A 21,281-nucleotide genomic window follows, 5' to 3' on the forward strand; every position below is an offset into this window, starting at 1 on the left:
TTGATGCATCATTCACCGCTGCCCCTGACCCGCGATCTGGTTCTTATCGGCGGCGGTCACACCCACGCTTTGCTACTTCGGATGTGGGGGATGAACCCGCTTCCCGGCGCGCGGGTCACCGTGATCAACCCTGGCCCGACTGCGCCTTATTCCGGAATGCTGCCGGGGTTCGTAGCGGGCCACTATTCCCGGCCCGAACTGGACATTGATCTGGCAAAACTCGCCCGTTTTGCCGGTGCGCGAGTCATTCTGGGTGCGGCCCAAGGGATCGACACGGACCGGCAAGAGGTCCACGTGGCAGGCCGCCCACCTGTGGCGTTCGATGTGGCTTCGGTCAATGTGGGAATTACCTCGGACATGCCTGCCCTGCCCGGCTTTACCGAGCATGCCGTGCCCGCCAAACCGCTGGGGCCGTTCGCCGCCCAATGGGCCCGATATCTTGAGGAACCTGGCGATGCCTCGGTCGCCGTTATCGGTGGCGGTGTTGCGGGGGCCGAGCTGATCATGGCTATGGCCCACGCTTTGCGTGAAAGGGGTCGTGCTGCGCAACTGACCCTGATCGACAATGCTCAGATTCTAACGGCCACCCTGCCCAAGGCAGCAGCGACTATTCGCAAGGCGATGGCCGATCTGGGCATTGAAATCATCGAAGGTGCAACCATTTCACACGTTGCCGCTGACCATGTTGCGCTGGACGATGGCCGTCAGGTTGCAGCCCAATTTGTGACCGGCGCGGCGGGCGCAAAACCTTATGGCTGGATCTCGAAGACGGGGCTGGACCTGCAGGACGGGTTCATCCGGGTCAACGCGCATCTGCAATCCAACGATCCGGCCATTTTTGCCGCGGGCGACTGCGCTCACCTTACCGAGAACCCTCGCCCCAAGGCCGGAGTGTACGCCGTGCGCGAGGCACCGATCCTATTCCAAAATCTGCGCGCTGCACTGGGTTCCGGCACAATGCGCCCTTACGATCCGCAAAAGGACTACCTCAAATTGATCTCGCTGGGCGGGAAATCAGCACTGGGGGAAAGGCTGGGAACATCATTCAGCGGGCCGCTGATGTGGAAATGGAAGAACCACATCGACCAAAACTTTATGAACAAATTCCGGGACCTGCCCCAAATGAAGACCCCGGCCTTACCCCGCCACCACGCAGCTGGCTTGATCGAGGCATTGGGCGAAAAACCCATGTGCGGCGGCTGCGGTGCCAAGGTGGGTCGCGGCGCGCTTCAGACTGCACTTGCCGATCTGCCGCCACCTTCCCGCAGTGATGTGACGTCGCTGCCGGGAGATGACGCTGCCCTTTTGAACACTGGATCCGCACGGCAGGTCATAACCACGGACCACCTACGCAGCTTTATGCACGATCCTGCGCTGATGACGCGCATCGCTGCCGTTCATGCACTAGGGGACATCTGGGCCATGGGGGCTCGTCCACAAGCGGCCACCGCGACGATCATCCTGCCGCGCATGTCCCCCGCGCTGCAGCACCGCACCATGGCCGAGATCATGGCGACCGCTTCGGACGTCATCCGCACTGCCGGGGCTGAGATTGTCGGCGGTCACAGTTCCATGGGTGACGAGATGACCATTGGATTCACCCTGACCGGGCTGTGCGACACCGACCCGATCACCCTGTCCGGCGCGAAACCCGGCGATGTGTTGATCCTGACCAAACCTTTGGGCAGCGGCGTTCTGATGGCAGCTGAGATGGCTGGCGCTGCAAAAGGCGAGTGGGTGGCGGCAGCCTTTGCGCAGATGGTTCAACCGCAGGGCAAATCCTCGGAGATACTGGCTGGTGCGCATGCGATGACAGATGTCACCGGCTTTGGGCTGGCGGGGCACCTTTTGGGCATTGCCGACGCCTCGGGCTGCGGGGCCATTCTGGACCTTGAAGCGATCCCTGTGATGGATGGCGCTCTGGAGCTGAGTCGGCAAGGCATTCGGTCAACGATTTTCGAAGACAATCGCGCCATCGCGCCCGAACTGCCGACCGGCGGCAAGGCGGACCTGCTGTTCGATCCTCAGACGGCCGGTGGGCTTTTGGCCGCCGTATCTTCGGATCAGGTGCAGGTGATCTGTGACCGTTTACGCGAAGCAGGGTATCCCGCCGCGATCATCGGACATATGACCGAAGCACCGGGATTGCAGCTTCACAACTGATCCAGAACGGCTTCGATCTGGGATGCGGCAGCGGACAAACCTGGTGCGTCCAGCGTCGGGACCTCAATGGACGCAATGATCTTGGCTTTGCGCGCGCGGTTGGCTTTGGCATAGGCAGGGTCGTAATGCTGTTCGATCAACGCCTGGGTCAGTGCCCGTTTGTCGCCCGCGTCGATCAGGGTCATCCACCCGTCCACCACCTCGTGCCCGCGATGGAACCGTAGCGGCGACAGACGGTCGCGCAGGCGAACTTGATCCGACAGCACGTCATCATAGGCCGAGACCAGATACGCGGACCGCGCTTGAATCGACGCGTTGATCTGAATTCTCGGCGCCTGACGCAATGCCGTCCACAGCGAAGGCGGCAAGATCAGAGACCCGATCTTAGATGACTCGGCCTCAACCACCACAGGACGCGCCGTATCCAGATGGCACAGCGCGGCGGCGAGTGCGGATTCAAACGCTTTTTGGCTGGGTTGACCGCCAGGCATCTCACCCAGCAACGATCCCCGATGATTGGCCAGACCTTCAAGATCCAGAACCTGTACCGAACGTTCCTTTAGATGCGTCAAAATCTCGGTCTTGGCCGTTCCGGTATAGCCGTCCAGCGCAATCAATCGGTGCAGCAGCGGGTCATCATAAAGGTAACGGTTCACCAAGCGGCGGTAGGTGCGATAGCCGCCCTCAACCACTTCGGCGCGCCAGCCGATCTGTTGTAGCATCCAGGTGAACGAGCCCGATCTCTGCCCGCCTCGCCAGCAGTAGACCAAAGGCCGCCACCCGCCTTCGTGATGCGACAGGCTGTTTTCGATATGGTTTGCCGCATTACGAAACACCAGCGCGGCCCCCAGTTTGCGCGCAAGGAAGGGGCTTTCCTGCACATAGATCGTGCCCACTCGGGCACGTTCTTCGTTGTCCAAAACCGGCAGGCTGATGGCCCCCGGCAGGTGATCCTCGGCATACTCCGCAGGACTACGCACGTCGATAACCGTATCAAACTCATGCGCATAAAGGTCGGGAAGGCTGTCGAATTTCAGAACCATGCCAAAGGTCTATCCCGCAGCGGTGGGATTGAAAAGTCAGGCGTCTATCGCTTCGATCAACTCAGGCCCGCTGGCGCGGTTCGAATTCACCGCAGGATCGACACGGTGAAACGTCAGGACATCTTCGGCCCCGGGTTGCATCAGTCGCGCAGCACCTTTGCCTGCCTCGCCCAACCAAAGGGGCCAGTCGTCGGGTTCCAGGATCAATGGCATGCGATGGTGAATCGTACTGAGGGTCCCGTTGGCGGGCGTTGTCACGATAGCGCAGGTGCCTTGCCGGGCCTCTTCTGGCCCCCAATCCTGCCATACGCCGGCGAAAGCAATCGGTGCGCCGTCCTGCCGATGGATGTACCACGGCAACCGGTCACCTTGTTCCGTCTTGGTCCATTCATAGAACCCCGTCGCAGCGATCAGGCAGCGGCGTTCTCGGCACGCCGCGCGAAATGCGGGCTTTTCAGACAGCGTCTCGGCCCGTGCGTTAATCAGCAACGGTCCGGCGTTTTCCGCCTTGTACCAATGCGGCAGAAACCCCCAGCGCAACGGATCGAGCGTACGCCCGTTTTCCCCCGCGCGAACCACATGCACCTGATTGGTCGGACAAACATTGAAATTCGGAACAACAGGCAGCGAATTGGCCGGGCGCGCAGCAAAAAGCTGCGCCATCGCATCGTTGGGAAGTGTTACGGCAAACCGTCCGCACATGCGCCTTGGCTCCGGGGGTCAGGTCAGGTCTTCGCAAGATGGACCAGCGCGCGCGGTAATGGCAAGCCGCGTTCAGCCATGAAAAAAGGCCGCGTCCAGCGCGGCCTTTTCGTAGCGTCCTGATTTGCAGGTTTACTTCTGCTGAATGCGACCGTCCAGATAGGGCTGATACGGCGCGTTCTCTGCCAGATACTCGGCCGTCACGTCGGCGAGGTCAGGACCGAAGTCATAGGCGTTCTTGTCGTCGCCCTCGAACATCTTGTAGCCATCGCCGCCATTGCGGACATAGTTGTTGGTGACCACCAGATAGGTCGCGGCCGGATCAATCGGCACAAACCCATCACCATCGGCCACCATCACCTCGACAATACGCCCCTCATTCGGAGCGACACTTGGATCCCAGGTGAATTTCATCCCCGCAACCTGCGGGAAGCGGCCTTTGACCTCTTCAACCTGGCTGACGCCATTCTCAAGCGCATCAATGACGCCCTGACCGCTGATCTCAAAGGTCGAGAGGGTGTTCTGGAACGGCAGTACGGTCAGCACTTCGCCCATGGTCACATCGCCCGGGTCAATCGAGGCACGCAGACCGCCAGAGTTGGCAATCGCCAGCTGAGCGCCCTGATCCGCGACCCGCGCCAGCATGGCGTCGGCCACTAGGTTACCCATCTCACATTCCTGCACGCGGCAGACATTGCGGTCGCCCTGAATGGCTGCGGCCGAATTGGCCACGACTTGCTTTTTCATCTCTTCGATTGGTGCGCCCATTTCAGCGACGCGCGCTGCTATGTCAGCATTAGGTTCGACCGAAGCGTCCAGCAGGATCGGCTCACCTTCTGCCGAGACGAGGTTGCCGTCGTCATCGAAGGTCAGTGTAACTTCGCCCAGATACTTGGAATAGGCATAGGCCTGAACGACAGGAACGTCGCCCACCATCATCGGGTAAGGGCCAGCCGCGCCGTCTTGGGTGTTGGACAGCAGAGTGTGCGAGTGCCCACCGATAACCAGATCCAGACCGGGTACACGCTCGGCGATTTCAAGGTCTTTGGCCAAACCCACGTGGGTCAGCGCGATGACGATATCGACACCCTCGGCCTTCAGCGCCTCGACATCTGCGGTCAGGCTTTCGATCTCATCCTGAAACAGGACATCCTTGCCCGGGCTCGAGGTGTCCACGGTGTCCGTGGCCAGAGCTGAGATAATGCCGATCTTTTCGCCGCCGACTTCAAGAACCACGTGGTTCAGAACCCGGTCTTTCAGTTCGGCAGAAGACGACAGGTCGAGGTTGCCCGAGATCACCGGGAAGCTGACCGCATCGACAAACGCTGCCAGACCCTCGGGGCCATCATCGAACTCGTGGTTGCCGACGGCCATTGCGTCATAGCCGATGGCCTCCATGAACTCGGCCTCTGCCGCACCCTTGTACGTGGTGTAGAACAGCGAACCCTGGAATGGGTCACCTGCATCAAGCAGCAGAACGTTTCCATCGCTCAGCGCGTCGCGGCGCGCGTCCACGATGGTTTTCAAGCGGGCAACACCACCGAAACACTTGCCTTCAGCCTCGCCCTCGGCGTCGCAGGTCGAGTCGTATTTGTTGATGGATTCAATGCGACTGTGGATGTCGTTGGTGTGCAGAATCGTCAGCTTGTATTCGGCAAACGCCATGCCTGCGGTCAGGCTGAGCGCGGCGGCGGATGTCAAAAGACGGGTGAGCATAGTTTAACTCCCTATTGTTAATTGCGGCGATGTTGCGATGCGCAACGCCGAGAGTCAAAGGGGGAAATCCGGCTTGATTCTAACCTTGGCCCGGTGCATCACGACCCCATGCTGATTTACAAGATTTTCCGGGCCGATGAATGGGCCACGCTTCAGGCGCAGGGGGCCTCGGATGGTGCTCCGATCGATGTCTCAGACGGGTTTGTGCATTTCTCGACCGCCGAACAGGCCGCAGAGACCGCCGCCAAGCATTTCGCCGAGGTCGACGGGTTGACCCTGCTGGCCTGTGATGCAGACGCGATGGGTGATGAGTTGAAGTGGGAAGTGTCGCGCGGCGACGCGCTGTTCCCGCATCTCTACCGGCAGATCCGCATGAGCGACGTTGTCTGGTCACGCCCCCTTCCCTTTGACGGAACTGCGCACCAGTTCCCGAAAGAGATGGCATGAAAGGGTTCGTCGACCCCGACCGCGCCCAGTTCGAGGCTTTCAAGAACCTCGACCGGGATCATCCGATCGAGATGCTGAACCTCGTGAAATTCCGGGACACCGCTGAGTACCCGGAGGGGCATACGTTGGCGGATGCGGGCCTTACGGGGGCGCAGGCTTACGGCAAGTACGGCGCGGAAACAGCGCCGATCATTGCGCGCATCGGGGCCTCGATCCTGTGGCGCGGTGAATACCAGACGACGCTGATCGGCCCGCAGGACGAGGAATGGGATGAAGTCTTCATTGCCCGCTATCCGACCGCGCACGCGTTTCTTGAGATGGTGACAGACCCCGTTTACCGACAGGCGGTCGTGCACCGGCAAGCAGCCGTTGCAACCTCGCGTCTTGTTCGTTGCGCCCCGGCCCGGGGCGGAGAGGCTTTTGGATGAAACTGACTGAGAAACTGGGGCTGGCGGCCCTGCACCGTATGGACCCCGAAACGGCCCATGGTCTGTCGATCAAGGCGCTCAAGGCGGGGCTAGCGCCTGCGCCGGGTCCGGTGGCGTCATCAAGGTTGCGCACCCGCGTCGCTGGATTGGACCTGCCGAACCCTGTCGGGCTTGCCGCTGGGTTTGATAAAAACGGCGAGGTTCTGGGCCCGCTGTCCCGTGCCGGATTCGGCTTCATCGAGGTCGGTGCGGTGACCCCGCGTCCCCAGCCCGGAAACCCGAAACCGCGCTTGTTCCGCTTGACCGAGGATATGGCCGCAATCAATCGGTTCGGCTTCAACAACGAGGGTATGGAGGTTATGGAGCGTCGTCTGGCCGACCGCCCCAAGAATGCCGTCATCGGCTTGAACCTTGGCGCGAACAAGGACAGTGATGACCGCCCCGGTGATTTTGCCAAAGTTCTGGCCCATTGCGCCGAGTACCTGGATTTCGCCACGGTTAACGTCTCCTCACCGAACACGGAAAAACTACGCGATCTGCAAGGTAAGGCCGCGCTGACAGCATTGCTGAGCGGCGTGATCGACACCCGCAACGCATTGCCCCGCCCCTTGCCGATCTTCCTCAAGATCGCGCCGGACCTGACTGAGGCCGAATTACAGGACATCGCCGATGTGGCCCGGGAAACCGGCGTGGATGCGGTGATCGCCACCAACACCACGCTGTCACGCGATGGTTTGCGCAGTGGTCACAAGGACCAGGTCGGTGGCTTGTCCGGCGCGCCTTTGTTCGAGAAATCGACCCGCGTGCTGGCGCACCTCAGCCAATTGACCGACGGGCAAATCCCGCTGATCGGCGTTGGCGGCATCGGCACGGCCAAGCAGGCCTATGCCAAGATTTGCGCCGGGGCCTCGGCGGTCCAGTTCTACACGGCCATGGTCTATGGCGGCATTTCGCTGGCCGCCGAAATCGCCCAAGGTCTGGATGAGCTTCTGGCGCAAGACGGTTTCACCTCGGTCGAGCAGGCTGTTGGCAGTAAAAAAGAGGACTGGCTGTGATCGAATACTGGCACAACCCACGCTGTTCCAAATCCCGCGCCGGATTGGCGCTGCTGGAAGAAAACGGAGCGCAGGTCGAGGTTCGCAAATACCTTGAGGATGCGCCGTCCGCCGAGGAACTACGCGCGGCCCAGTCCAAGCTGGGCATCCCTGCGATCGAAATGATGCGCACAGGAGAAAAGCGGTTCAAAGAGCTGGGTTTGGCAAAAACGGCACCAGATAGCGACCTGATCCAGGCCATGGCCGAGAACCCCATTCTGATTGAACGCCCGCTAGCTATTTCCGGCGGCAAGGCCGCAATCGGTCGACCGCCGGAAAACCTTTTGTCGCTGCTTTAGGCGATTTGCGCTTCCAGCTTGGGGTACCGCCATCCCAGCGTGACCCCGCGCGCAATATTCAGAACCATCAGCGCGGCCCAAAGGCCGTGATTGCCGAAAGTTGGCACCAGCAGGAACAGGGCGACCACATAGATCGCCACTGACTGGATCATCGCTTGCCGCATGGCGCGGGTCCACGTTGCCCCGATATAGATACCGTCGAACATCCAGCTGGCCACCCCGATCACGGGGGCAAGCGCGGCCCAGAACAGGAACTCGCGCGCGGCCACCCGAACCTCGGGCGACGTCGACATTAGGTCGATCAGCGCGGGTCCGGCAAGAAAAAACGCGAGCCCAAGCGCAAATGCCCCACCGATGCCCCATTGCGACGCCATGATCGACGCGCGCCTGACCTGAGATCGATCACGCGCCCCGACCGCGCTGCCCACCAGCGCTTCGGCTGAGAAGGCGAATCCGTCCAAAGCAAATGCGGTGATCTCAAGAAACTGCAGTAGCACCTGATTGGCCGCCAAATTGACGTCGCCGAGATCGGAGCCGACAAACAGGAACGTTGTAAACGACCCCGTCAGCAGAACGGAACGTACCATGATATCGCCGTTGACCTGCATCATCCGGCGCAGGCGCGCAGCGTCAAAAATCCGCGGCCAGTCGCGCCATTGGTTTCCGCTGAAGGCGTCTCCGCACAACCAAAGACCCAGCACCAGCCCGGTCCATTCGGCGATCAGCGTGGCGATGGCGACGCCTTCGACGCCCCAGCCCAGCCCCAGCACGAACCACAGGTCCAGCACGATGTTCAGACCGTTCATCCAGATCTGAAGCACGAACACGCCTTTGGTACGCTCAACCGCGATCAGCCAACCGGTGACCGCATAGAGCGCGATTGTCGCCGGAGCACCCCAGATACGGATTTCCAGATAGGCACGCGTAAAGGCCTCGACCTCGGGACTTGCCGGGGACAGGGCAAAAGCCCCCCAAAATACCCAAACCTGCGTGAGAATAAAGAACAGACCTGCCGCGCCGCCAAGTAGCAGCCCGCGCATCAACAGGGCCCCGGTTTCTGCCGTATCTCCTGCCCCGCGCGCCTGTGCGGCAAGGCCTGTCGTTCCCATGCGAAGAAATCCGAACACCCAGTAGATGGTGGCCAGAATAACCGCGCCCATACCGACGGCACCGATTGGTGCGGCCTGCCCCATCTGCCCCACGACACCAGTATCGACCGCGCCCAGTATCGGGACGGTCGCATTGGACAGCACTATGGGCGCTGCGATCTTGAGCACCCGTTTATGCGTTATGGGTGCCGACGCGTCCTGCATGATGTTTTGTTATCCGTCGGCTTTGGGCTGCGGCATCAGGAAATGCCCTGACGCCTGCGCAAACAGCCGCGCGTGATTGTCCTGCCAGGCCTCAACGCGCACCGATGCATACCGACGCCCGGCCCGACTGATATAGGCACGCGCATATGCGTCGCGCGGCAGGCCTGAACGCAGGTAATCGACTGTGAAATCGACCGTCTTGGGGAAACGTACCTTCTGGTAGTCCGCGATATCGCTGGCCTCTAGCTCGCCAGTTTCGATCTTGGGCAGCAAGAAATCCCAGCTCAGTGTGATAACGGCAGTGATTTCAAGGAACGCCGCGGTTACTCCGCCGTGTAGGGCAGGCAGCATCGGGTTGCCGATCAGCTTGTTGTCAAAATGCAGCACGCCGGTCAGTTCGTCGCCGCGGCGGTCGAACGTGGTGTTGAGAAACCGGATATAGGGAACACCTTCGACAATCGCGTTCAACGCCGCATCCCGGCGTTGTTTGACGACCTGAACGGGTTCTGGACGAGTTCGCGCCATCACAGACCCTCCACCGTAAAGGAACCAGCAGCCGTGGCCACAGGCAGGCCCTCGGCCTCGTCCAAAGCCGTGGCCCGTACAAAGGCAACGTTCCGAGTGATGTGGTAGCAGGTCGCCTGGGTTCTGATGGTCTGCCCCGGCGTCGCCGCACGCATGTAGTCAATCCGAAGGTCAATCGTAGCCGTACCGCCCGGTGCCGATGGGTGGCTCATGACCGCTGCACCGCAACAGGTATCAAGTGCGGCGAAAACTGCGCCGCCGTGAATCACACCTGTGCGCGGATCGCCGACCAGTTCTTCGCTATACGGCATGGAAATCTCGGCTTTTCCATTGCCGATCTCGGTCAGCTTGAGGCCCAGCGCCTTGGCGTGGGGGATCGCCTCGATGAACTGGCGCGCAATTGCGGCTTTGTCGACCATGTACTTGAATCCGTTCTTTTGGTTTATCCCTTTATGAGCCTGTGTCCGCCAAAAGAGCAAGCCCGCCGGTTGCGCTTGCCGCCGACAGAACATAGGCTGCGGCAGAGGAGATCAGGAATGTCCGACAACCGTTTGTCATTCAAAGAGATGTGCGCAGAGTTCGACGTGACTCCGCGTACCCTGCGCTACTATGAATACATCGAATTGCTGCAGCCCGACCGGGAAGGCAGATCGCGATTTTACGGACCGCGCGAATGCGCGCGTATGACGTTGATCCTGCGGGGCCGCAAATACGGCTTTTCTCTGGAGGATATCCGCCAGTGGCTGCTGATCTACGAACATGAAGGCAACGAGGTTCAGATGCGTGCCTTTGTCGACGTTGCAGACAAACAGATCGTCGAGCTTGAGAAGCAAAAGCAGCAACTCGACGAGGCGATCGACGCCCTGACCCAGATGCGCGACGAGACCGCCAAATCGCTGAAGTGATTCCTTCGGGACATCCCACTTTTGCCGGAAAATGATGCGAAATCCGCAATCTCTGCCCTTTTGAGAAGGTGCGGAGCGATCTGCTGTGGCGCTTTTCCGTCCAAAATTCCGTTACGTTAAATCGTCAAAAGTAGGAAATCTGCGACTTGACGCGTAAGGAAGTTACGTAAACCTAATTTGTGACGCAGCGTTCGCATTACGTAAACGTCATCGACGTGTTGTAACGACCGCAACGACTGCGCACCTAACTTTCACAGACGCCAGCCACAAGAGTACTGAAACCATGACCGAAGATCTGATGACCATCCGCGAGATGTGCGAGACTTACGACGTCACACCCCGGACCTTGCGGTTCTACGAAGCCAAAGAGCTTCTGTTTCCCATTCGTGAGGGCCAGAAACGGCTGTTCACCAAAAGCGACCGTGCGCGCCTGAAACTGATCCTGCGCGGCAAGCGTTTTGGCTTCAGCCTCGAGGAAATCCGCCAGCTTCTGGACCTCTATCATGTGGGCGACCAGCAGCTAACCCAGATATCGCGCACGTATGAGATCGCCTGCGAGCGTCTGGCCGATATGGAGTCGCGCCGCGAAGAGCTGACACAGGCCATCGACGACCTGAAAGAACAGTTGCGCTGGGGCGAGAAAGTCATCGCCTCAATGAAACAAGACAAAAAGGCTGCCGAGTAACCCCTCGCCTGCCTTCCACCCGGACATATGAATTAAAGGGAGCTTCACATGCCCGTCTACAACGCACCAACCAAAGACACGCAGTTCGTGCTGCACAATGTTCTGAAAGTCTCGGAATCCGACATTCCCGGATACAGCGAACTTGAAGCAGAATTCACCGGTGCAGTGCTGGAAGAAGCAGGCAAAGTTGCCACCAACATTCTGCACCCGCTGAACGTTGTTGGCGACACCGAAGGGTGCCGTCTGGAAAACGGTATCGTATACACACCCACCGGCTTCAAAGACGCGTTCGAGCAAGTCAAGGAAGGTGGCTGGACCGGCTTGGACATGCCCGAAGAATACGGCGGTCAGAATATGCCGCAAGTTCTGGGCACGGCTGTCGGCGAGATGTTCTCGGCATCGAACCAAGCCTTCACCATGTACCAAGGTCTGACCCACGGCGCGGCCTCGGCCATTCTGGCACACGGAACCGACGAGCAGAAAAACAAGTACCTGCCCAACATGGTCAGCTGTGAGTGGACCGGCACCATGAACCTGACCGAACCGCATTGCGGTACCGATCTGGGCCTGATGCGCACCAAGGCGGAACCACAGGGCGACGGCAGCTACAAAATCTCTGGCCAGAAGATCTTTATCTCGTCTGGCGATCACGACATGGCCGACAACATTATCCACCTGGTGCTGGCCAAAATCCCCGGCGGCCCCGAAGGCATCAAGGGCGTTTCGCTGTTCATCGTGCCCAAGTTCATCGTGAACGAGGACGGTTCGCTGGGCGAGCGTAACGGCGTCTCGGTCGGCAAGATCGAAGAGAAAATGGGCATCCACGGCAACTCGACCTGCGTCATGAACTATGACGAGGCGACCGGCTGGCTTCTTGGCGAAGAGCACAAAGGCATGCGCGCCATGTTCACCATGATGAACGAAGCGCGTCTGGGCGTTGGTATGCAGGGTCTGAGCCAGGCTGACGCGGCTTTCCAGAACGCACTGGAATACGCCAAGGACCGCCTGCAGGGTCGCGATGTGACCGGTGTGAAAAACCCCGATGGCCCCGCCGATCCGTTGATCGTTCACCCGGACATCCGCCGCAACCTGATGGATCAGAAAAGCTTCACCGAAGGCGCGCGCGCGTTCATCCTTTGGGGTGCAACCATGCTCGACAAAGCGCACCGCTCGGGCGACAAGGATGCGGACGGGCTGATCTCGTTGCTGACACCGGTCATCAAAGGCTTCCTGACCGATCAGGGCTATGACATGACCGTGCAGGCTCAGCAGGTTTATGGCGGCCACGGCTACATCGAAGAATGGGGCATGTCGCAATACACCCGCGACGCCCGTATCGCTATGATCTACGAAGGTGCAAACGGCGTTCAGGCGCTAGACCTTGTGGGCCGTAAACTGGCGCAGGACGGCGGCAAGCATGTTATGGCGTTCTTTGAGATGGTCAAAACCTTCTGCAAGGAGAACGCAGGCAAGGACGAAGCCTATGACAAGGCCTTCATCGAGCCGCTGAAAGCTGCGTCCAAGGATCTGCAGGCCGCTGGAATGTATTTCATGCAGGAAGGCATGAAGAACCCGAACAACGCGCTGTCCGGTTCCTATGACTTCATGCACATGTTCGGCCACGTCTGCCTGGGCCTGATGTGGGCGCAGATGGCGAAAGCCGCGCAAGAAGCTCTGGACGGTGGCGCATCGGACAAAGAGTTCTACGACACCAAGATCAACACCGGCCGTTTCTACATGGCACGCCGCCTGCCCGCGACTGCGATGCACCTGTCGCGCATCCAGACTGGCGCAGACACGGTGATGGCTCTGGACGCGGCGAACTTCTGACCTCAGTCTGGGTCCGGGTAGCACTGCCCGGACCCAGCTTTTCGGAGGACACCACATGCCAAAACGTTTTCGCCTGACCCGCCGGTTTCCCGTCGCCATGACCGAAGACGGCTATCGCAAGCTCAAGGCGTTCTCGCGCGAGGCTGGGTTGGACGAAGGAGAGGCACTGTCGTTTCTGTTCGAGAACTTCAACAGCGTGATTGATGAGGAGAACCTGACCCACCGCCTGCGTATCTTCAATTCCGAACTCGAAGAACGCAAACGCTAAACCTGAACGCAATTGGGCGTGTTTTCAGCAAGTCGAACCGGGTCACCATAAGGCCCTTTGGTTCGCCTTACTCGAAATTCGCGAATTTCGGTTTGGCAGAATACGCCTTGGGAGGGGCACCCAGATGACAATCAAGCTGCATTGCTTCGGAGAAAGCGGAAACAGCTACAAGGCTGCTTTGGCTTTGGAACTGTCCGGACTGGACTGGGAGCCGGTCTTTGTTGACTTCTTTCAGGGTGTGACCCGCACGCCGGAATTCCGTGCCGATGTCAATGAAATGGGCGAAGCGCCGGTACTGATCGACGGTGACTTTCGCACCAGTCAGTCCGGGGCCATTCAAGCCTATGTAACCGAGAAGTCCGGGAAATTCGGCGGCAAAACCCACGAGGAGAAATACGATGTCCTACGCTGGGTTCTGTGGGACAACCACAAGCTCAGCTCGATGGCAGGGCTGACGCGGTTTTTGGTGAATTTCCTGCCGGAACAGCACCGCAACCCGGACGTGATAGCCTTTAACCAAGGCCGTCTCAAAGCCGCCTATGAGGTTCTGAACGACCATCTTGAGGGCCGCGACTGGATCGTCGGAGATGACATCACCAACGCGGATCTCAGCTGCTGCGGCTACCTGTATTATCCCGAACCATTCGGCTTTGACCGCGCCGACTGGCCCCATATCGACGCCTGGCTGACCCGCTTGTCGGAACAACCCGGCTGGAAACACCCCTATGACCTGATGCCCGGCAAATTGTCGGATCGAGCTTAAGGAGAGCTACTGATGACCGAAGCTTATATCTATGACGCCCTGCGCACCCCGCGCGGCAAGGGCCGCAAGGATGGCAGCCTGCACGAGGTAACCTCGGTGCGGCTGTCTGCCGTCACCCTGAACGCGATGAAAGAGCGTAACAACCTCGAAGGTCACGCGGTTGAAGATGTGATCTGGGGCAATGCCACGCAGGTCATGGAGCAAGGCGGCTGTCTGGCCCGCACCGCGGTTCTGGCCTCGGATCTGGACGAGCGCATCCCCGGCCTGTCGATCAACCGATTCTGCGCCTCGGGCATGGAGGCTGTGAACCTGGCCGCCAACCAGGTCAAGGGTGGTGCCGGTGACGGTTACATCGCCGGTGGTGTTGAGATGATGGGCCGCGTGGCCATGGGCTCGGACGGTGCAGCGATTGCCGTTGACCCGTCAGTAGCGATGGAGACCTACTTCGTACCGCAGGGTATCTCTTCGGATATCATTGCGACCGAATACGGCTTTACTCGTGATCAGGCCGACCAGCTGGCGATGGAATCGCAGCGCCGTGCGGCGCAGGCTTGGGAAGAAAATCGGTTCGAAAAATCGGTGATCGCCGTCAAGGATCAGAACGGCCTGACCATCCTGGACCGTGACGAATACATGCGCCCGGGTACAGACATGCAGAGCCTCGGCGCGCTGAACCCAGCCTTCCAGATGATGGGCGAACAGATGCCCGGTTTCGACAAGGTGGCGATGCTGAAATACCCGCATCTGGAAAAGATCAACCACATCCACCATGCGGGCAACAGCTCGGGCATCGTGGACGGTGCGGCGGCTGTTCTGATCGGCAACAAGGAATTCGGTGAAAAGCACGGCCTGAAGCCACGCGCCCGTATCAAGGCGACCGCCAAGATCGGTTTGGACCCGACCATCATGCTGACCGGCCCCGTCCCTGTGACCGAAAAGATCTTGGCTGACAGCGGCATGGCCATCTCTGATCTTGATCTGTTCGAGGTCAACGAAGCCTTTGCCTCGGTTGTTCTGCGCTTCCAGCAGGCATTCGACGTCGACCCCGAGCTGGTCAACGTCAACGGCGGTTCGATCGCTATGGGCCACCCGCTGGGGGCAACCGGTGCAATCATCATCGGCACGCTGCTGGATGAGCTTGAGCGTCAGGACAAAGAAACCGGTCTGGCGACCTTGTGTGTGGCATCCGGCATGGGTGCAGCCACAATCATCGAGCGGGTCTGATGCCCAAGCTGGATCTCTCTCAGATCCCGTTCAAGGGTGGCTCGGCCTATCCTGGCAAGCTGGCTGAGGCGACCGCGGGTCGCTTCGTGCAGCGCGTTGGTGATGCGGGCGGCCTGACCCAATACGGGGTCAACATCGTGCGGCTTGAACCGCAGGGCATGTCCTCACTGCGCCATTACCACATGGAGCAGGACGAGTTTGCCATCATGCTCAGCGGCACCTGCGTGCTGATCGATGACGATGGTGAGCATGAGATGCAGCCCGGCGATTGCGCCGCTTTCCCGGCAGGTGAGACTAACGGCCATCACCTTGTGAACAAGACCGATGCGCCCGCGACCTTTCTGGTGGTGGGCACACGGACCCCGACCGAGACCGGCTATTACAGCGACATAGACATGATGGTGAAGGATGATGAGAACGGTTTCTCCTTCACCCGCAAAGATGGCAGCCCGCTGACGGCTGACCAGATTGGAGATGACAATGACTGATTTCACTCTGACAAAAGACGCCGATGGCGTCGCGGTGATTTCCTGGGATGTTCCAGGCAAAACAATGAACGTAATGTCCTTTGACGGGTTGGCGCAACTGAGCGACCTCGTCGATCAGGCCCTGGCCGATGATGAGGTTAAAGGCATCATCATCACATCGGGCAAAGAAGGCTCGTTTGCGGGGGGCATGGACCTCAACCTCCTGGCTGTGATGAAGGAACAGGCAGGCGGCGATCCGGCAAAGGGTCTGTTCGAAGGCACGATGCAAATGCACGCCCTGCTGCGCAAGATCGAGCTGGCAGGCATGGACCCTAAAACCAAGAAAGGCGGTAAGCCAATCGCGACCGTCCTGCCGGGTACCGCTGCGGGTATCGGCATGGAACTCCCGCTGTCCACACACCGCATCTTTGCGGCCGAAAACCCCAAGGCGAAATACGGCCTGCCCGAGATTATGGTCGGCATCTTCCCCGGCGCGGGCGGCACCACACGGATGGTCCGCAAGGTTGGCGCTCTGGCGGCTGCGCCGCTGCTGTTGGAAGGCAAGATGCTGGACGTCAAGAAAGCCAAGGGCGCGGGCTATATCGACGAGATCGCAGCCGATCCGATGGCTGCGGCCAAGGAATGGGTGCTGAACGCCAAAGAAGCTGATCTGGTCAAGCCATGGGACGCGAAGGGCTACAAGATGCCCGGCGGCGCACCTTACCACCCTGCAGGCTTCATGAACTTCGTCGGTGCCTCGGCCATGGTAAACGCCAAGACCCAAGGCGCGTTCCCGGCAGCCAAAGCTCTGCTGAGCGCGGTTTACGAAGGTGCTCTGGTCGATTTCGACACGGCGCTGAAGATCGAAGCACGCTGGTTCACCTCTGTTCTGATGAACCCCTCCTCGGGCGCGATGATCCGCTCGCTGTTCCTGAACAAAGAAGCGCTGGAAAAAGGCGCTGTGCGTCCGGCGGGTGTTCCGGATCAGTCGGTCAAGAAGATCGGCGTTCTGGGTGCTGGTATGATGGGCGCAGGTATCGCTCTGGTTTCGGCGCAGGCCGGGATGGAAGTTGTTCTGGTCGACCGCGACCAAGCTGCGGCCGACAAGGGCAAAGCCTATACCGAGACCTATCTGGACAAGGGCATGAAGCGCGGCAAAGTCACGGCTGAAAAGAAAGAGGCCATGCTAGCGCGCATCACCGCGACCCCGGATCTTGAGCATCTCACGGGCTGTGATCTGATCATCGAAGCTGTCTTCGAAGATGTCGGCGTCAAGGCCGAGATGACCAAGAAGGTCGAGGCGATTATCCCCGAGGATTGCATCTTTGCCTCGAACACGTCGACCCTGCCGATCACCGATCTGGCCAAGGCATCAGTGCGCGCGGACCAGTTCATCGGCATCCACTTCTTCTCGCCGGTCGAGAAGATGTTCCTGGTCGAGATCATCAAGGGCAAGGAAACCGGTGATCGCGCGGTCGCCAAGGCGCTGGACTATGTGCGCCAAATCCGCAAGACCCCGATCGTGGTCAACGATGCGCGTTTCTTCTACGCCAACCGTTGCATCATTCCTTACATCAACGAAGGCGCACGCATGATCACCGAAGGCGTCAGCCCCGTTGTCATCGACAACGCCGCGCGTCAGTTGGGCTTCCCTGTCGGACCGGTTCAGCTGACCGACGAAACCTCGATCGACCTGGGTGCTAAGATCGCCCGCGCCACCAAAGCCGCCATGGGTGATGCCTATCCGGAAAGCCCGGCAGACGATCTGATCTTCTGGATGGAAGAACAGGGCCGCCTGGGCCGCAAGGCGAACGCGGGCTTCTTCGACTATGACGAAAAAGGCAAGCGTGTCGAATACTGGAAAGGCCTGCAGGACAAGTACCCGCTGGCCGAAGACCAGCCGGACCTGATCGAGGTGCAGGAACGCCTGATGTTCGCACAGGTATTGGAAGCGGTCCGTGCACTGGAAGAAGGTGTTCTGGAAGACATTCGCGAAGGCGATGTCGGTGCGATCCTGGGTTGGGGCTTTGCCCCCTGGTCGGGTGGCCCGCTCAGCTGGCTGGACATCATCGGCACGCCCTACGCGGCCGAGCGCTGCGACCAGTTGTCCGAAAAGTACGGCGAGCGCTTTGCGTGCCCGCCGCTGCTGCGTGAGATGGCGGAAAAAGGTCAGACCTTCTATGGTCGCTTCAACCCCGAAGCTAAAGCCGCCTAAAAAACAGACGCTGGTGCGGATCTCCGCGCCAGCGTCTTTCTTTAATCAATTACTTTAATAAAATCAGATTAGTGGAGCCGGTCGCCCTGGCCGCCCTGCCCGACGTACCGCCTTGACAGGCCGCACCGGAAAGATCGGGTTTTGCTGGATCGGCGCAGGAAGCGCGCCCAGTGAATTCGCCAAAACGGCAATGTCTCGGCTATGCGCCACGCTATCGACAAGCTCATCAGTCTGCTCGGCATCGACAATCTTGTACGAGGCATTCTGCGGACGACCCGATGACCCGAAACGTCCTGCGGAACAAAACGCACGCAGACCGCCTTCGATATAGATCACTTCGTCTTGCTCAAAGAACAGGGAACACACATCGAAATAGGATGCGGGCGTTCCCGACGTCAGCCGAAATGTACCGCTAAGCACTCGAGCCGGTACAACGGGCATGCTGATTGGCAAAGTGATCGGCCCATTGGTCAGCTTGGTATTGTCGATGACCATACCCTGCTCTGGCATCAACCAGACTGAGCGACCACTGTACAGCGTGTTAGAAGGGACCCGAACCAACAGGTTTTCTGTCCGGTTTTCGTTCGCCGGAACCGCGATGCAATCCGTCGAAATCCGACAAACCTGTTGAAATCCGTTGTCCATCGTTCGAACGAGGTCGCCGGCCAGAAGGTCTTCGACCACTTTCCACCCACGGTCGGTTGCGATCTTAGTTCCATGGACAAAACCACCGCGGCGCGAATTCAAGGCAGTCGCCGGACTATCCTGAATCTGGCCGTCCGGGACGTCGGAATAACTCAAAACACTCTGTACATTTAACACGTGTCGCACTCACTTCTGACACAAACCAACTACACCTTTCTGTTAACATAGCAGTTATGTAGCAGTCTTATTTTGAACACATTATGGTCCAATTTGGCCCCCTAAGCCCGTGGAAACCAAAGAAACTTCGAACAACACTGCCAATTTTTGATCCATTGGTCTAAATCTGGAAACTGTGATCAACGCGAACGTTCAGCGACCTTTCCGAATCTGACCTCGCACCTTGGGCCGACTTGGTTGGGCTCATTCAAAGGATCGGAATACGTTACACCGTCTCGTGCTGCGCGGTTTCGCGCCCTGCCCGCCAACCCAACATCGCACCCGCACAGGCAATCAAGCCGATCCCCGCGATTTGAACCGGCCCGATGGCCTGCCCCAACGCCACATAGGCAAAGAGTGGGCCGAAAATCATAACCGAATACTCAAAAACCGCGACATAGGACGGCTCGCCCACCTGATAGGCCTTGATCAACATGAACACGGCGATCGTGGACCCAACTGCCTGAATAACGATCCAGAGCAAGGCAGGCTGCATGTCCCACACCCAGCCACGTGTGGCAAAACCCTCGGGTCCGGCGGGCGAAGCAATCGGGAACAACTCCAGTACGACCAGGCCGATTGCCCCGGCAGAACCAAGAGTCACGATCATCGCGGCCAGCAGCGCAACGGTGCTCTCCCCGGAACAATGGCTTCGCGTGATAACTGAACTGAACGCATAAAACAGGCCTCCGGCGACGGGCAGCAAGCTACGCATATCGAATTCATACGGGTTCAACTGCAAAACGCACAGAATACCCGCAAAGCCCAACAGAACCGCAAAGATACGCCAGGGGCCAATCCTTTGCTTCATCGCAATGGCCGAAATCAGCAGAACGAAAATGGGCGAGGTAAAAAGCCCTGCCAACGCTTGGGCTATTGGCATAAGAGCCAAAGAAGCGAAGTAAAACAGCATCGCCAGCGTAATCAGAACGCTGCGCAGGATCACCGGGCCAAAACGTTTGGGTCGCATGCCGCCCAGCCCCAACAACGACAGGCCAAAGATCAGTGGCAACATCATCGCTGCCCGGCTCAAGTGGAATTGCCACAGGCCAACCGTTTCGGCCAACAAGATCACCACGTTGTCGATCACACCGATGATCGCCATCGCACCGATCATCAGCAGTGAGGCCAGTATGGGTGAGGTCTGAGTATCCGCCTGCATCTGTCGCTCTGTTACCCGATTGGCACAGCAGGCCAATCCTGCGTCCATCGTGGTATCCAGCACATTTACCCAAGGTGACGCAACTGGTTTGCGCCCTTCGAATTTACCATGTTAAGCTGGGGCAAAATACCAACGAGCAGACCTCAATCAGATGACGGCCCTGAAACAGTACCAGCGGATCGAAGCCACCGGTCTGTGGCGCCCCTCGCCCGATGTACAACGGCGCGAGGTCGTGGTCTCGATTGGTGAAGCGACGCTGACGATTTCCGATTTCAACGACCGAGCACTGACTCATTGGTCGCTGGCCGCGCTGGAACGGCAGAACCCGGGAACCTTCCCTGCCGTCTTCAACCCCGATGGCGACCCGGACGAAACGCTTGAGCTGGATGAGTCCGAAACCACTATGATCGCAGCCATCGACAGGCTGCAAAGGGCGATCGACCGGTCGCGCCCACATCCGGGTCGTTTACGCTGGCTCAGCGTAGCCGGTGTTGTCGCCGCCGTTGCGGCGCTGTTGCTGCTGTGGGTCCCTGCTGCTTTGCAAAGCCACGTTGTCTCGGTCGTACCCGAGATCAAGCGCTATGATATCGGCGACGCGATCCTGCATCGGATCGAACGGGTATCGGGGGTAGCGTGCAAGTCCGAAGACGCGCAGATGGCCTTAGAGCAATTGGCGAGCCGGACTGGTGTGCGCGAAGTTGTCATTCTGCCCGCCGGGGTACAAACCAGCCTCAGCCTACCTGGCGGGATCATCCTGTTGAATCGGGCCCTGGTCGAAGATCACGAAGATCCGTCCATCGCGGCCGGGTTCATTATCGCGGAACGCGCGCGGTCTGTTGCACAAGAGCCGTTAGATGAGTTGCTAGACCGCACCGGCCCAACAACGGCGTTCCGCCTTCTCACGACCGGAGAGCTGACGCCTGAGATTGTCGATTCTTATGCCGAACAAATCCTGTCAGAACCGCGTCCATCCGTGCCCGACGAACAGTTGTTAGAGGTGTTCGCCCAGGCCGCTTTGCCCTCGACGCCCTATGCGTATGCCGTGGATGTGACTGGGGAAACAACACTGGGCCTGATCGAGGCCGACCCGATGGCCGGTCGTCCCTTGCCCCAAGTATTGCCGGACCGCGATTGGGTCCGGCTGCAGAACATCTGCGGCGAATAAAGCCGC

At 59.3% G+C, this 21,281-nt stretch carries 22 protein-coding genes; 14 read left to right on the forward strand and 8 right to left on the reverse strand.

Features of this window, described 5'->3' with window-relative positions; genetic code table 11:
• Positions 1-3: 3 nt before the first annotated feature.
• The gene (gene selD, locus GOV53_RS07985) at positions 4-2,163 is read left to right on the forward strand and encodes a selenide, water dikinase SelD (RefSeq protein WP_170465266.1); all 2,160 of its coding nucleotides are present in this window, start codon (positions 4-6) and stop codon (positions 2,161-2,163) included.
• Here selD and mnmH read toward each other — a convergent pair.
• From mnmH to GOV53_RS08000, 3 genes are all read right to left on the reverse strand, one after another.
• Positions 2,154-3,206 (reverse strand): tRNA 2-selenouridine(34) synthase MnmH, encoded by a 1,053-nt coding sequence (mnmH, locus tag GOV53_RS07990; protein WP_170465267.1) that lies wholly within the window; start codon positions 3,204-3,206, stop codon positions 2,154-2,156. The two genes, selD and mnmH, sit on opposite strands and share 10 nt — an antisense overlap.
• Before the next feature lie 36 nt (positions 3,207-3,242).
• Entirely contained in the window at positions 3,243-3,908 is a 666-nt protein-coding gene (locus GOV53_RS07995; protein WP_170465268.1) for an SOS response-associated peptidase, read from the reverse strand.
• A 132-nt stretch (positions 3,909-4,040) separates the two neighbouring features.
• Complete coding sequence (locus GOV53_RS08000; protein WP_170465270.1) at positions 4,041-5,624, reverse strand: bifunctional metallophosphatase/5'-nucleotidase; 1,584 nt, start codon at positions 5,622-5,624, stop codon at positions 4,041-4,043.
• A 108-nt stretch (positions 5,625-5,732) separates the two neighbouring features.
• Between GOV53_RS08000 and GOV53_RS08005 the strand changes: the two genes are divergently transcribed.
• From GOV53_RS08005 to arsC, 4 genes are read left to right on the forward strand one after another with little or no spacing between them, the layout of a single operon-like run.
• On the forward strand, positions 5,733-6,071 hold the full coding sequence (locus GOV53_RS08005) for a DUF952 domain-containing protein (RefSeq protein ID WP_170465272.1): 339 nt from the start codon (positions 5,733-5,735) through the stop codon (positions 6,069-6,071).
• Complete coding sequence (locus GOV53_RS08010; protein ID WP_170426561.1) at positions 6,068-6,499, forward strand: DUF1330 domain-containing protein; 432 nt, start codon at positions 6,068-6,070, stop codon at positions 6,497-6,499. Before GOV53_RS08005 ends, GOV53_RS08010 begins: the two co-directional genes overlap by 4 nt.
• Positions 6,496-7,554, forward strand: a complete 1,059-nt coding sequence (locus tag GOV53_RS08015) for a quinone-dependent dihydroorotate dehydrogenase (RefSeq protein WP_170465274.1) — start codon at positions 6,496-6,498, stop codon at positions 7,552-7,554. The genes GOV53_RS08010 and GOV53_RS08015 overlap by 4 nt, the downstream gene beginning before the upstream one ends.
• A complete protein-coding gene (gene arsC / locus GOV53_RS08020; RefSeq protein WP_170426563.1) occupies positions 7,551-7,892 on the forward strand; it encodes an arsenate reductase (glutaredoxin) in 342 nt (113 codons plus the stop codon). The genes GOV53_RS08015 and arsC overlap by 4 nt, the downstream gene beginning before the upstream one ends.
• On the opposite strand, the gene GOV53_RS08025 is transcribed toward arsC, so the two are convergent.
• The 3 genes from GOV53_RS08025 to GOV53_RS08035 are packed head-to-tail and all read right to left on the reverse strand — an operon-like array spanning position 7,889 to position 10,149.
• Complete coding sequence (locus tag GOV53_RS08025; RefSeq protein WP_170465276.1) at positions 7,889-9,205, reverse strand: MATE family efflux transporter; 1,317 nt, start codon at positions 9,203-9,205, stop codon at positions 7,889-7,891. The two genes, arsC and GOV53_RS08025, sit on opposite strands and share 4 nt — an antisense overlap.
• 9 nt (positions 9,206-9,214) lie before the next feature.
• Positions 9,215-9,730, reverse strand: coding sequence for a PaaI family thioesterase (locus tag GOV53_RS08030; protein ID WP_170465277.1), 516 nt, complete (start codon positions 9,728-9,730; stop codon positions 9,215-9,217).
• Positions 9,730-10,149: a PaaI family thioesterase gene (locus GOV53_RS08035; RefSeq protein WP_170465279.1), complete on the reverse strand. Its 420-nt coding sequence runs from the start codon at positions 10,147-10,149 to the stop codon at positions 9,730-9,732. The genes GOV53_RS08030 and GOV53_RS08035 overlap by 1 nt, the downstream gene beginning before the upstream one ends.
• A gap of 117 nt (positions 10,150-10,266) precedes the next feature.
• Between GOV53_RS08035 and GOV53_RS08040 the strand changes: the two genes are divergently transcribed.
• From GOV53_RS08040 to GOV53_RS08075, 8 genes are all read left to right on the forward strand, one after another.
• Positions 10,267-10,635 carry a MerR family transcriptional regulator gene (locus tag GOV53_RS08040; RefSeq protein ID WP_170426567.1) on the forward strand — a complete coding sequence of 123 codons (369 nt, stop codon included), beginning with the start codon at positions 10,267-10,269 and terminating at the stop codon, positions 10,633-10,635.
• A 283-nt stretch (positions 10,636-10,918) separates the two neighbouring features.
• Positions 10,919-11,320: a MerR family transcriptional regulator gene (locus tag GOV53_RS08045; RefSeq protein WP_170426568.1), complete on the forward strand. Its 402-nt coding sequence runs from the start codon at positions 10,919-10,921 to the stop codon at positions 11,318-11,320.
• A 48-nt stretch (positions 11,321-11,368) separates the two neighbouring features.
• Positions 11,369-13,150, forward strand: a complete 1,782-nt coding sequence (locus tag GOV53_RS08050; RefSeq protein ID WP_170465281.1) for an acyl-CoA dehydrogenase C-terminal domain-containing protein — start codon at positions 11,369-11,371, stop codon at positions 13,148-13,150.
• 55 nt (positions 13,151-13,205) lie between these two features.
• Entirely contained in the window at positions 13,206-13,418 is a 213-nt protein-coding gene (locus tag GOV53_RS08055; RefSeq protein ID WP_170426570.1) for a hypothetical protein, read from the forward strand.
• Positions 13,419-13,542: 124 nt separating this feature from the next.
• Positions 13,543-14,181, forward strand: coding sequence for a glutathione S-transferase family protein (locus GOV53_RS08060; RefSeq protein ID WP_170465283.1), 639 nt, complete (start codon positions 13,543-13,545; stop codon positions 14,179-14,181).
• Positions 14,182-14,193: 12 nt separating this feature from the next.
• Positions 14,194-15,405 carry an acetyl-CoA C-acetyltransferase gene (locus GOV53_RS08065; protein WP_170465285.1) on the forward strand — a complete coding sequence of 404 codons (1,212 nt, stop codon included), beginning with the start codon at positions 14,194-14,196 and terminating at the stop codon, positions 15,403-15,405.
• A complete protein-coding gene (locus GOV53_RS08070) occupies positions 15,405-15,893 on the forward strand; it encodes a cupin domain-containing protein (protein ID WP_170465287.1) in 489 nt (162 codons plus the stop codon). The genes GOV53_RS08065 and GOV53_RS08070 overlap by 1 nt, the downstream gene beginning before the upstream one ends.
• Positions 15,886-18,087 (forward strand): 3-hydroxyacyl-CoA dehydrogenase NAD-binding domain-containing protein, encoded by a 2,202-nt coding sequence (locus GOV53_RS08075; RefSeq protein WP_170465289.1) that lies wholly within the window; start codon positions 15,886-15,888, stop codon positions 18,085-18,087. The genes GOV53_RS08070 and GOV53_RS08075 overlap by 8 nt, the downstream gene beginning before the upstream one ends.
• 63 nt (positions 18,088-18,150) lie before the next feature.
• Here the strand turns inward: GOV53_RS08075 and GOV53_RS08080 are convergent, their stop codons facing one another.
• Entirely contained in the window at positions 18,151-18,888 is a 738-nt protein-coding gene (locus tag GOV53_RS08080) for a Hint domain-containing protein (protein WP_170465291.1), read from the reverse strand.
• Between the two features lie 286 nt (positions 18,889-19,174).
• On the reverse strand, positions 19,175-20,158 hold the full coding sequence (locus GOV53_RS08085) for a DMT family transporter (RefSeq protein ID WP_254439227.1): 984 nt from the start codon (positions 20,156-20,158) through the stop codon (positions 19,175-19,177).
• A gap of 103 nt (positions 20,159-20,261) precedes the next feature.
• Between GOV53_RS08085 and GOV53_RS08090 the strand changes: the two genes are divergently transcribed.
• Positions 20,262-21,275, forward strand: a complete 1,014-nt coding sequence (locus tag GOV53_RS08090; protein ID WP_170465293.1) for a hypothetical protein — start codon at positions 20,262-20,264, stop codon at positions 21,273-21,275.
• The last annotated feature ends 6 nt before the right edge of the window (positions 21,276-21,281 follow it).

The organism is Ruegeria arenilitoris (assembly GCF_013035315.1).
Taxonomy (GTDB): Bacteria; Pseudomonadota; Alphaproteobacteria; order Rhodobacterales; family Rhodobacteraceae; genus Ruegeria; species Ruegeria arenilitoris_D.

Bases quoted from the DNA above. Each gene is read 5' to 3' on its own strand.
- GOV53_RS08010 (WP_170426561.1), top strand. From the start codon at position 6,068: ATGAAAGGGTTCGTCGACCCCGACCGCGCCCAGTTCGAGGCTTTCAAG.
- GOV53_RS08040 (WP_170426567.1), top strand. From the start codon at position 10,267: ATGTCCGACAACCGTTTGTCATTCAAAGAGATGTGCGCAGAGTTCGAC.
- GOV53_RS08035 (WP_170465279.1), bottom strand. From the start codon at position 10,149: ATGGTCGACAAAGCCGCAATTGCGCGCCAGTTCATCGAGGCGATCCCC.
- GOV53_RS08025 (WP_170465276.1), bottom strand. From the start codon at position 9,205: ATGCAGGACGCGTCGGCACCCATAACGCATAAACGGGTGCTCAAGATC.
- GOV53_RS07995 (WP_170465268.1), bottom strand. From the start codon at position 3,908: ATGTGCGGACGGTTTGCCGTAACACTTCCCAACGATGCGATGGCGCAG.
- GOV53_RS08030 (WP_170465277.1), bottom strand. From the start codon at position 9,730: ATGGCGCGAACTCGTCCAGAACCCGTTCAGGTCGTCAAACAACGCCGG.
- selD (WP_170465266.1), top strand. From the start codon at position 4: ATGCATCATTCACCGCTGCCCCTGACCCGCGATCTGGTTCTTATCGGC.
- GOV53_RS08000 (WP_170465270.1), bottom strand. From the start codon at position 5,624: ATGCTCACCCGTCTTTTGACATCCGCCGCCGCGCTCAGCCTGACCGCA.
- GOV53_RS08085 (WP_254439227.1), bottom strand. From the start codon at position 20,158: ATGGACGCAGGATTGGCCTGCTGTGCCAATCGGGTAACAGAGCGACAG.
- GOV53_RS08005 (WP_170465272.1), top strand. From the start codon at position 5,733: ATGCTGATTTACAAGATTTTCCGGGCCGATGAATGGGCCACGCTTCAG.
- GOV53_RS08075 (WP_170465289.1), top strand. From the start codon at position 15,886: ATGACTGATTTCACTCTGACAAAAGACGCCGATGGCGTCGCGGTGATT.
- GOV53_RS08015 (WP_170465274.1), top strand. From the start codon at position 6,496: ATGAAACTGACTGAGAAACTGGGGCTGGCGGCCCTGCACCGTATGGAC.
- GOV53_RS08060 (WP_170465283.1), top strand. From the start codon at position 13,543: ATGACAATCAAGCTGCATTGCTTCGGAGAAAGCGGAAACAGCTACAAG.
- GOV53_RS08090 (WP_170465293.1), top strand. From the start codon at position 20,262: ATGACGGCCCTGAAACAGTACCAGCGGATCGAAGCCACCGGTCTGTGG.
- GOV53_RS08045 (WP_170426568.1), top strand. From the start codon at position 10,919: ATGACCGAAGATCTGATGACCATCCGCGAGATGTGCGAGACTTACGAC.
- GOV53_RS08065 (WP_170465285.1), top strand. From the start codon at position 14,194: ATGACCGAAGCTTATATCTATGACGCCCTGCGCACCCCGCGCGGCAAG.
- GOV53_RS08050 (WP_170465281.1), top strand. From the start codon at position 11,369: ATGCCCGTCTACAACGCACCAACCAAAGACACGCAGTTCGTGCTGCAC.
- GOV53_RS08070 (WP_170465287.1), top strand. From the start codon at position 15,405: ATGCCCAAGCTGGATCTCTCTCAGATCCCGTTCAAGGGTGGCTCGGCC.
- mnmH (WP_170465267.1), bottom strand. From the start codon at position 3,206: ATGGTTCTGAAATTCGACAGCCTTCCCGACCTTTATGCGCATGAGTTT.
- GOV53_RS08055 (WP_170426570.1), top strand. From the start codon at position 13,206: ATGCCAAAACGTTTTCGCCTGACCCGCCGGTTTCCCGTCGCCATGACC.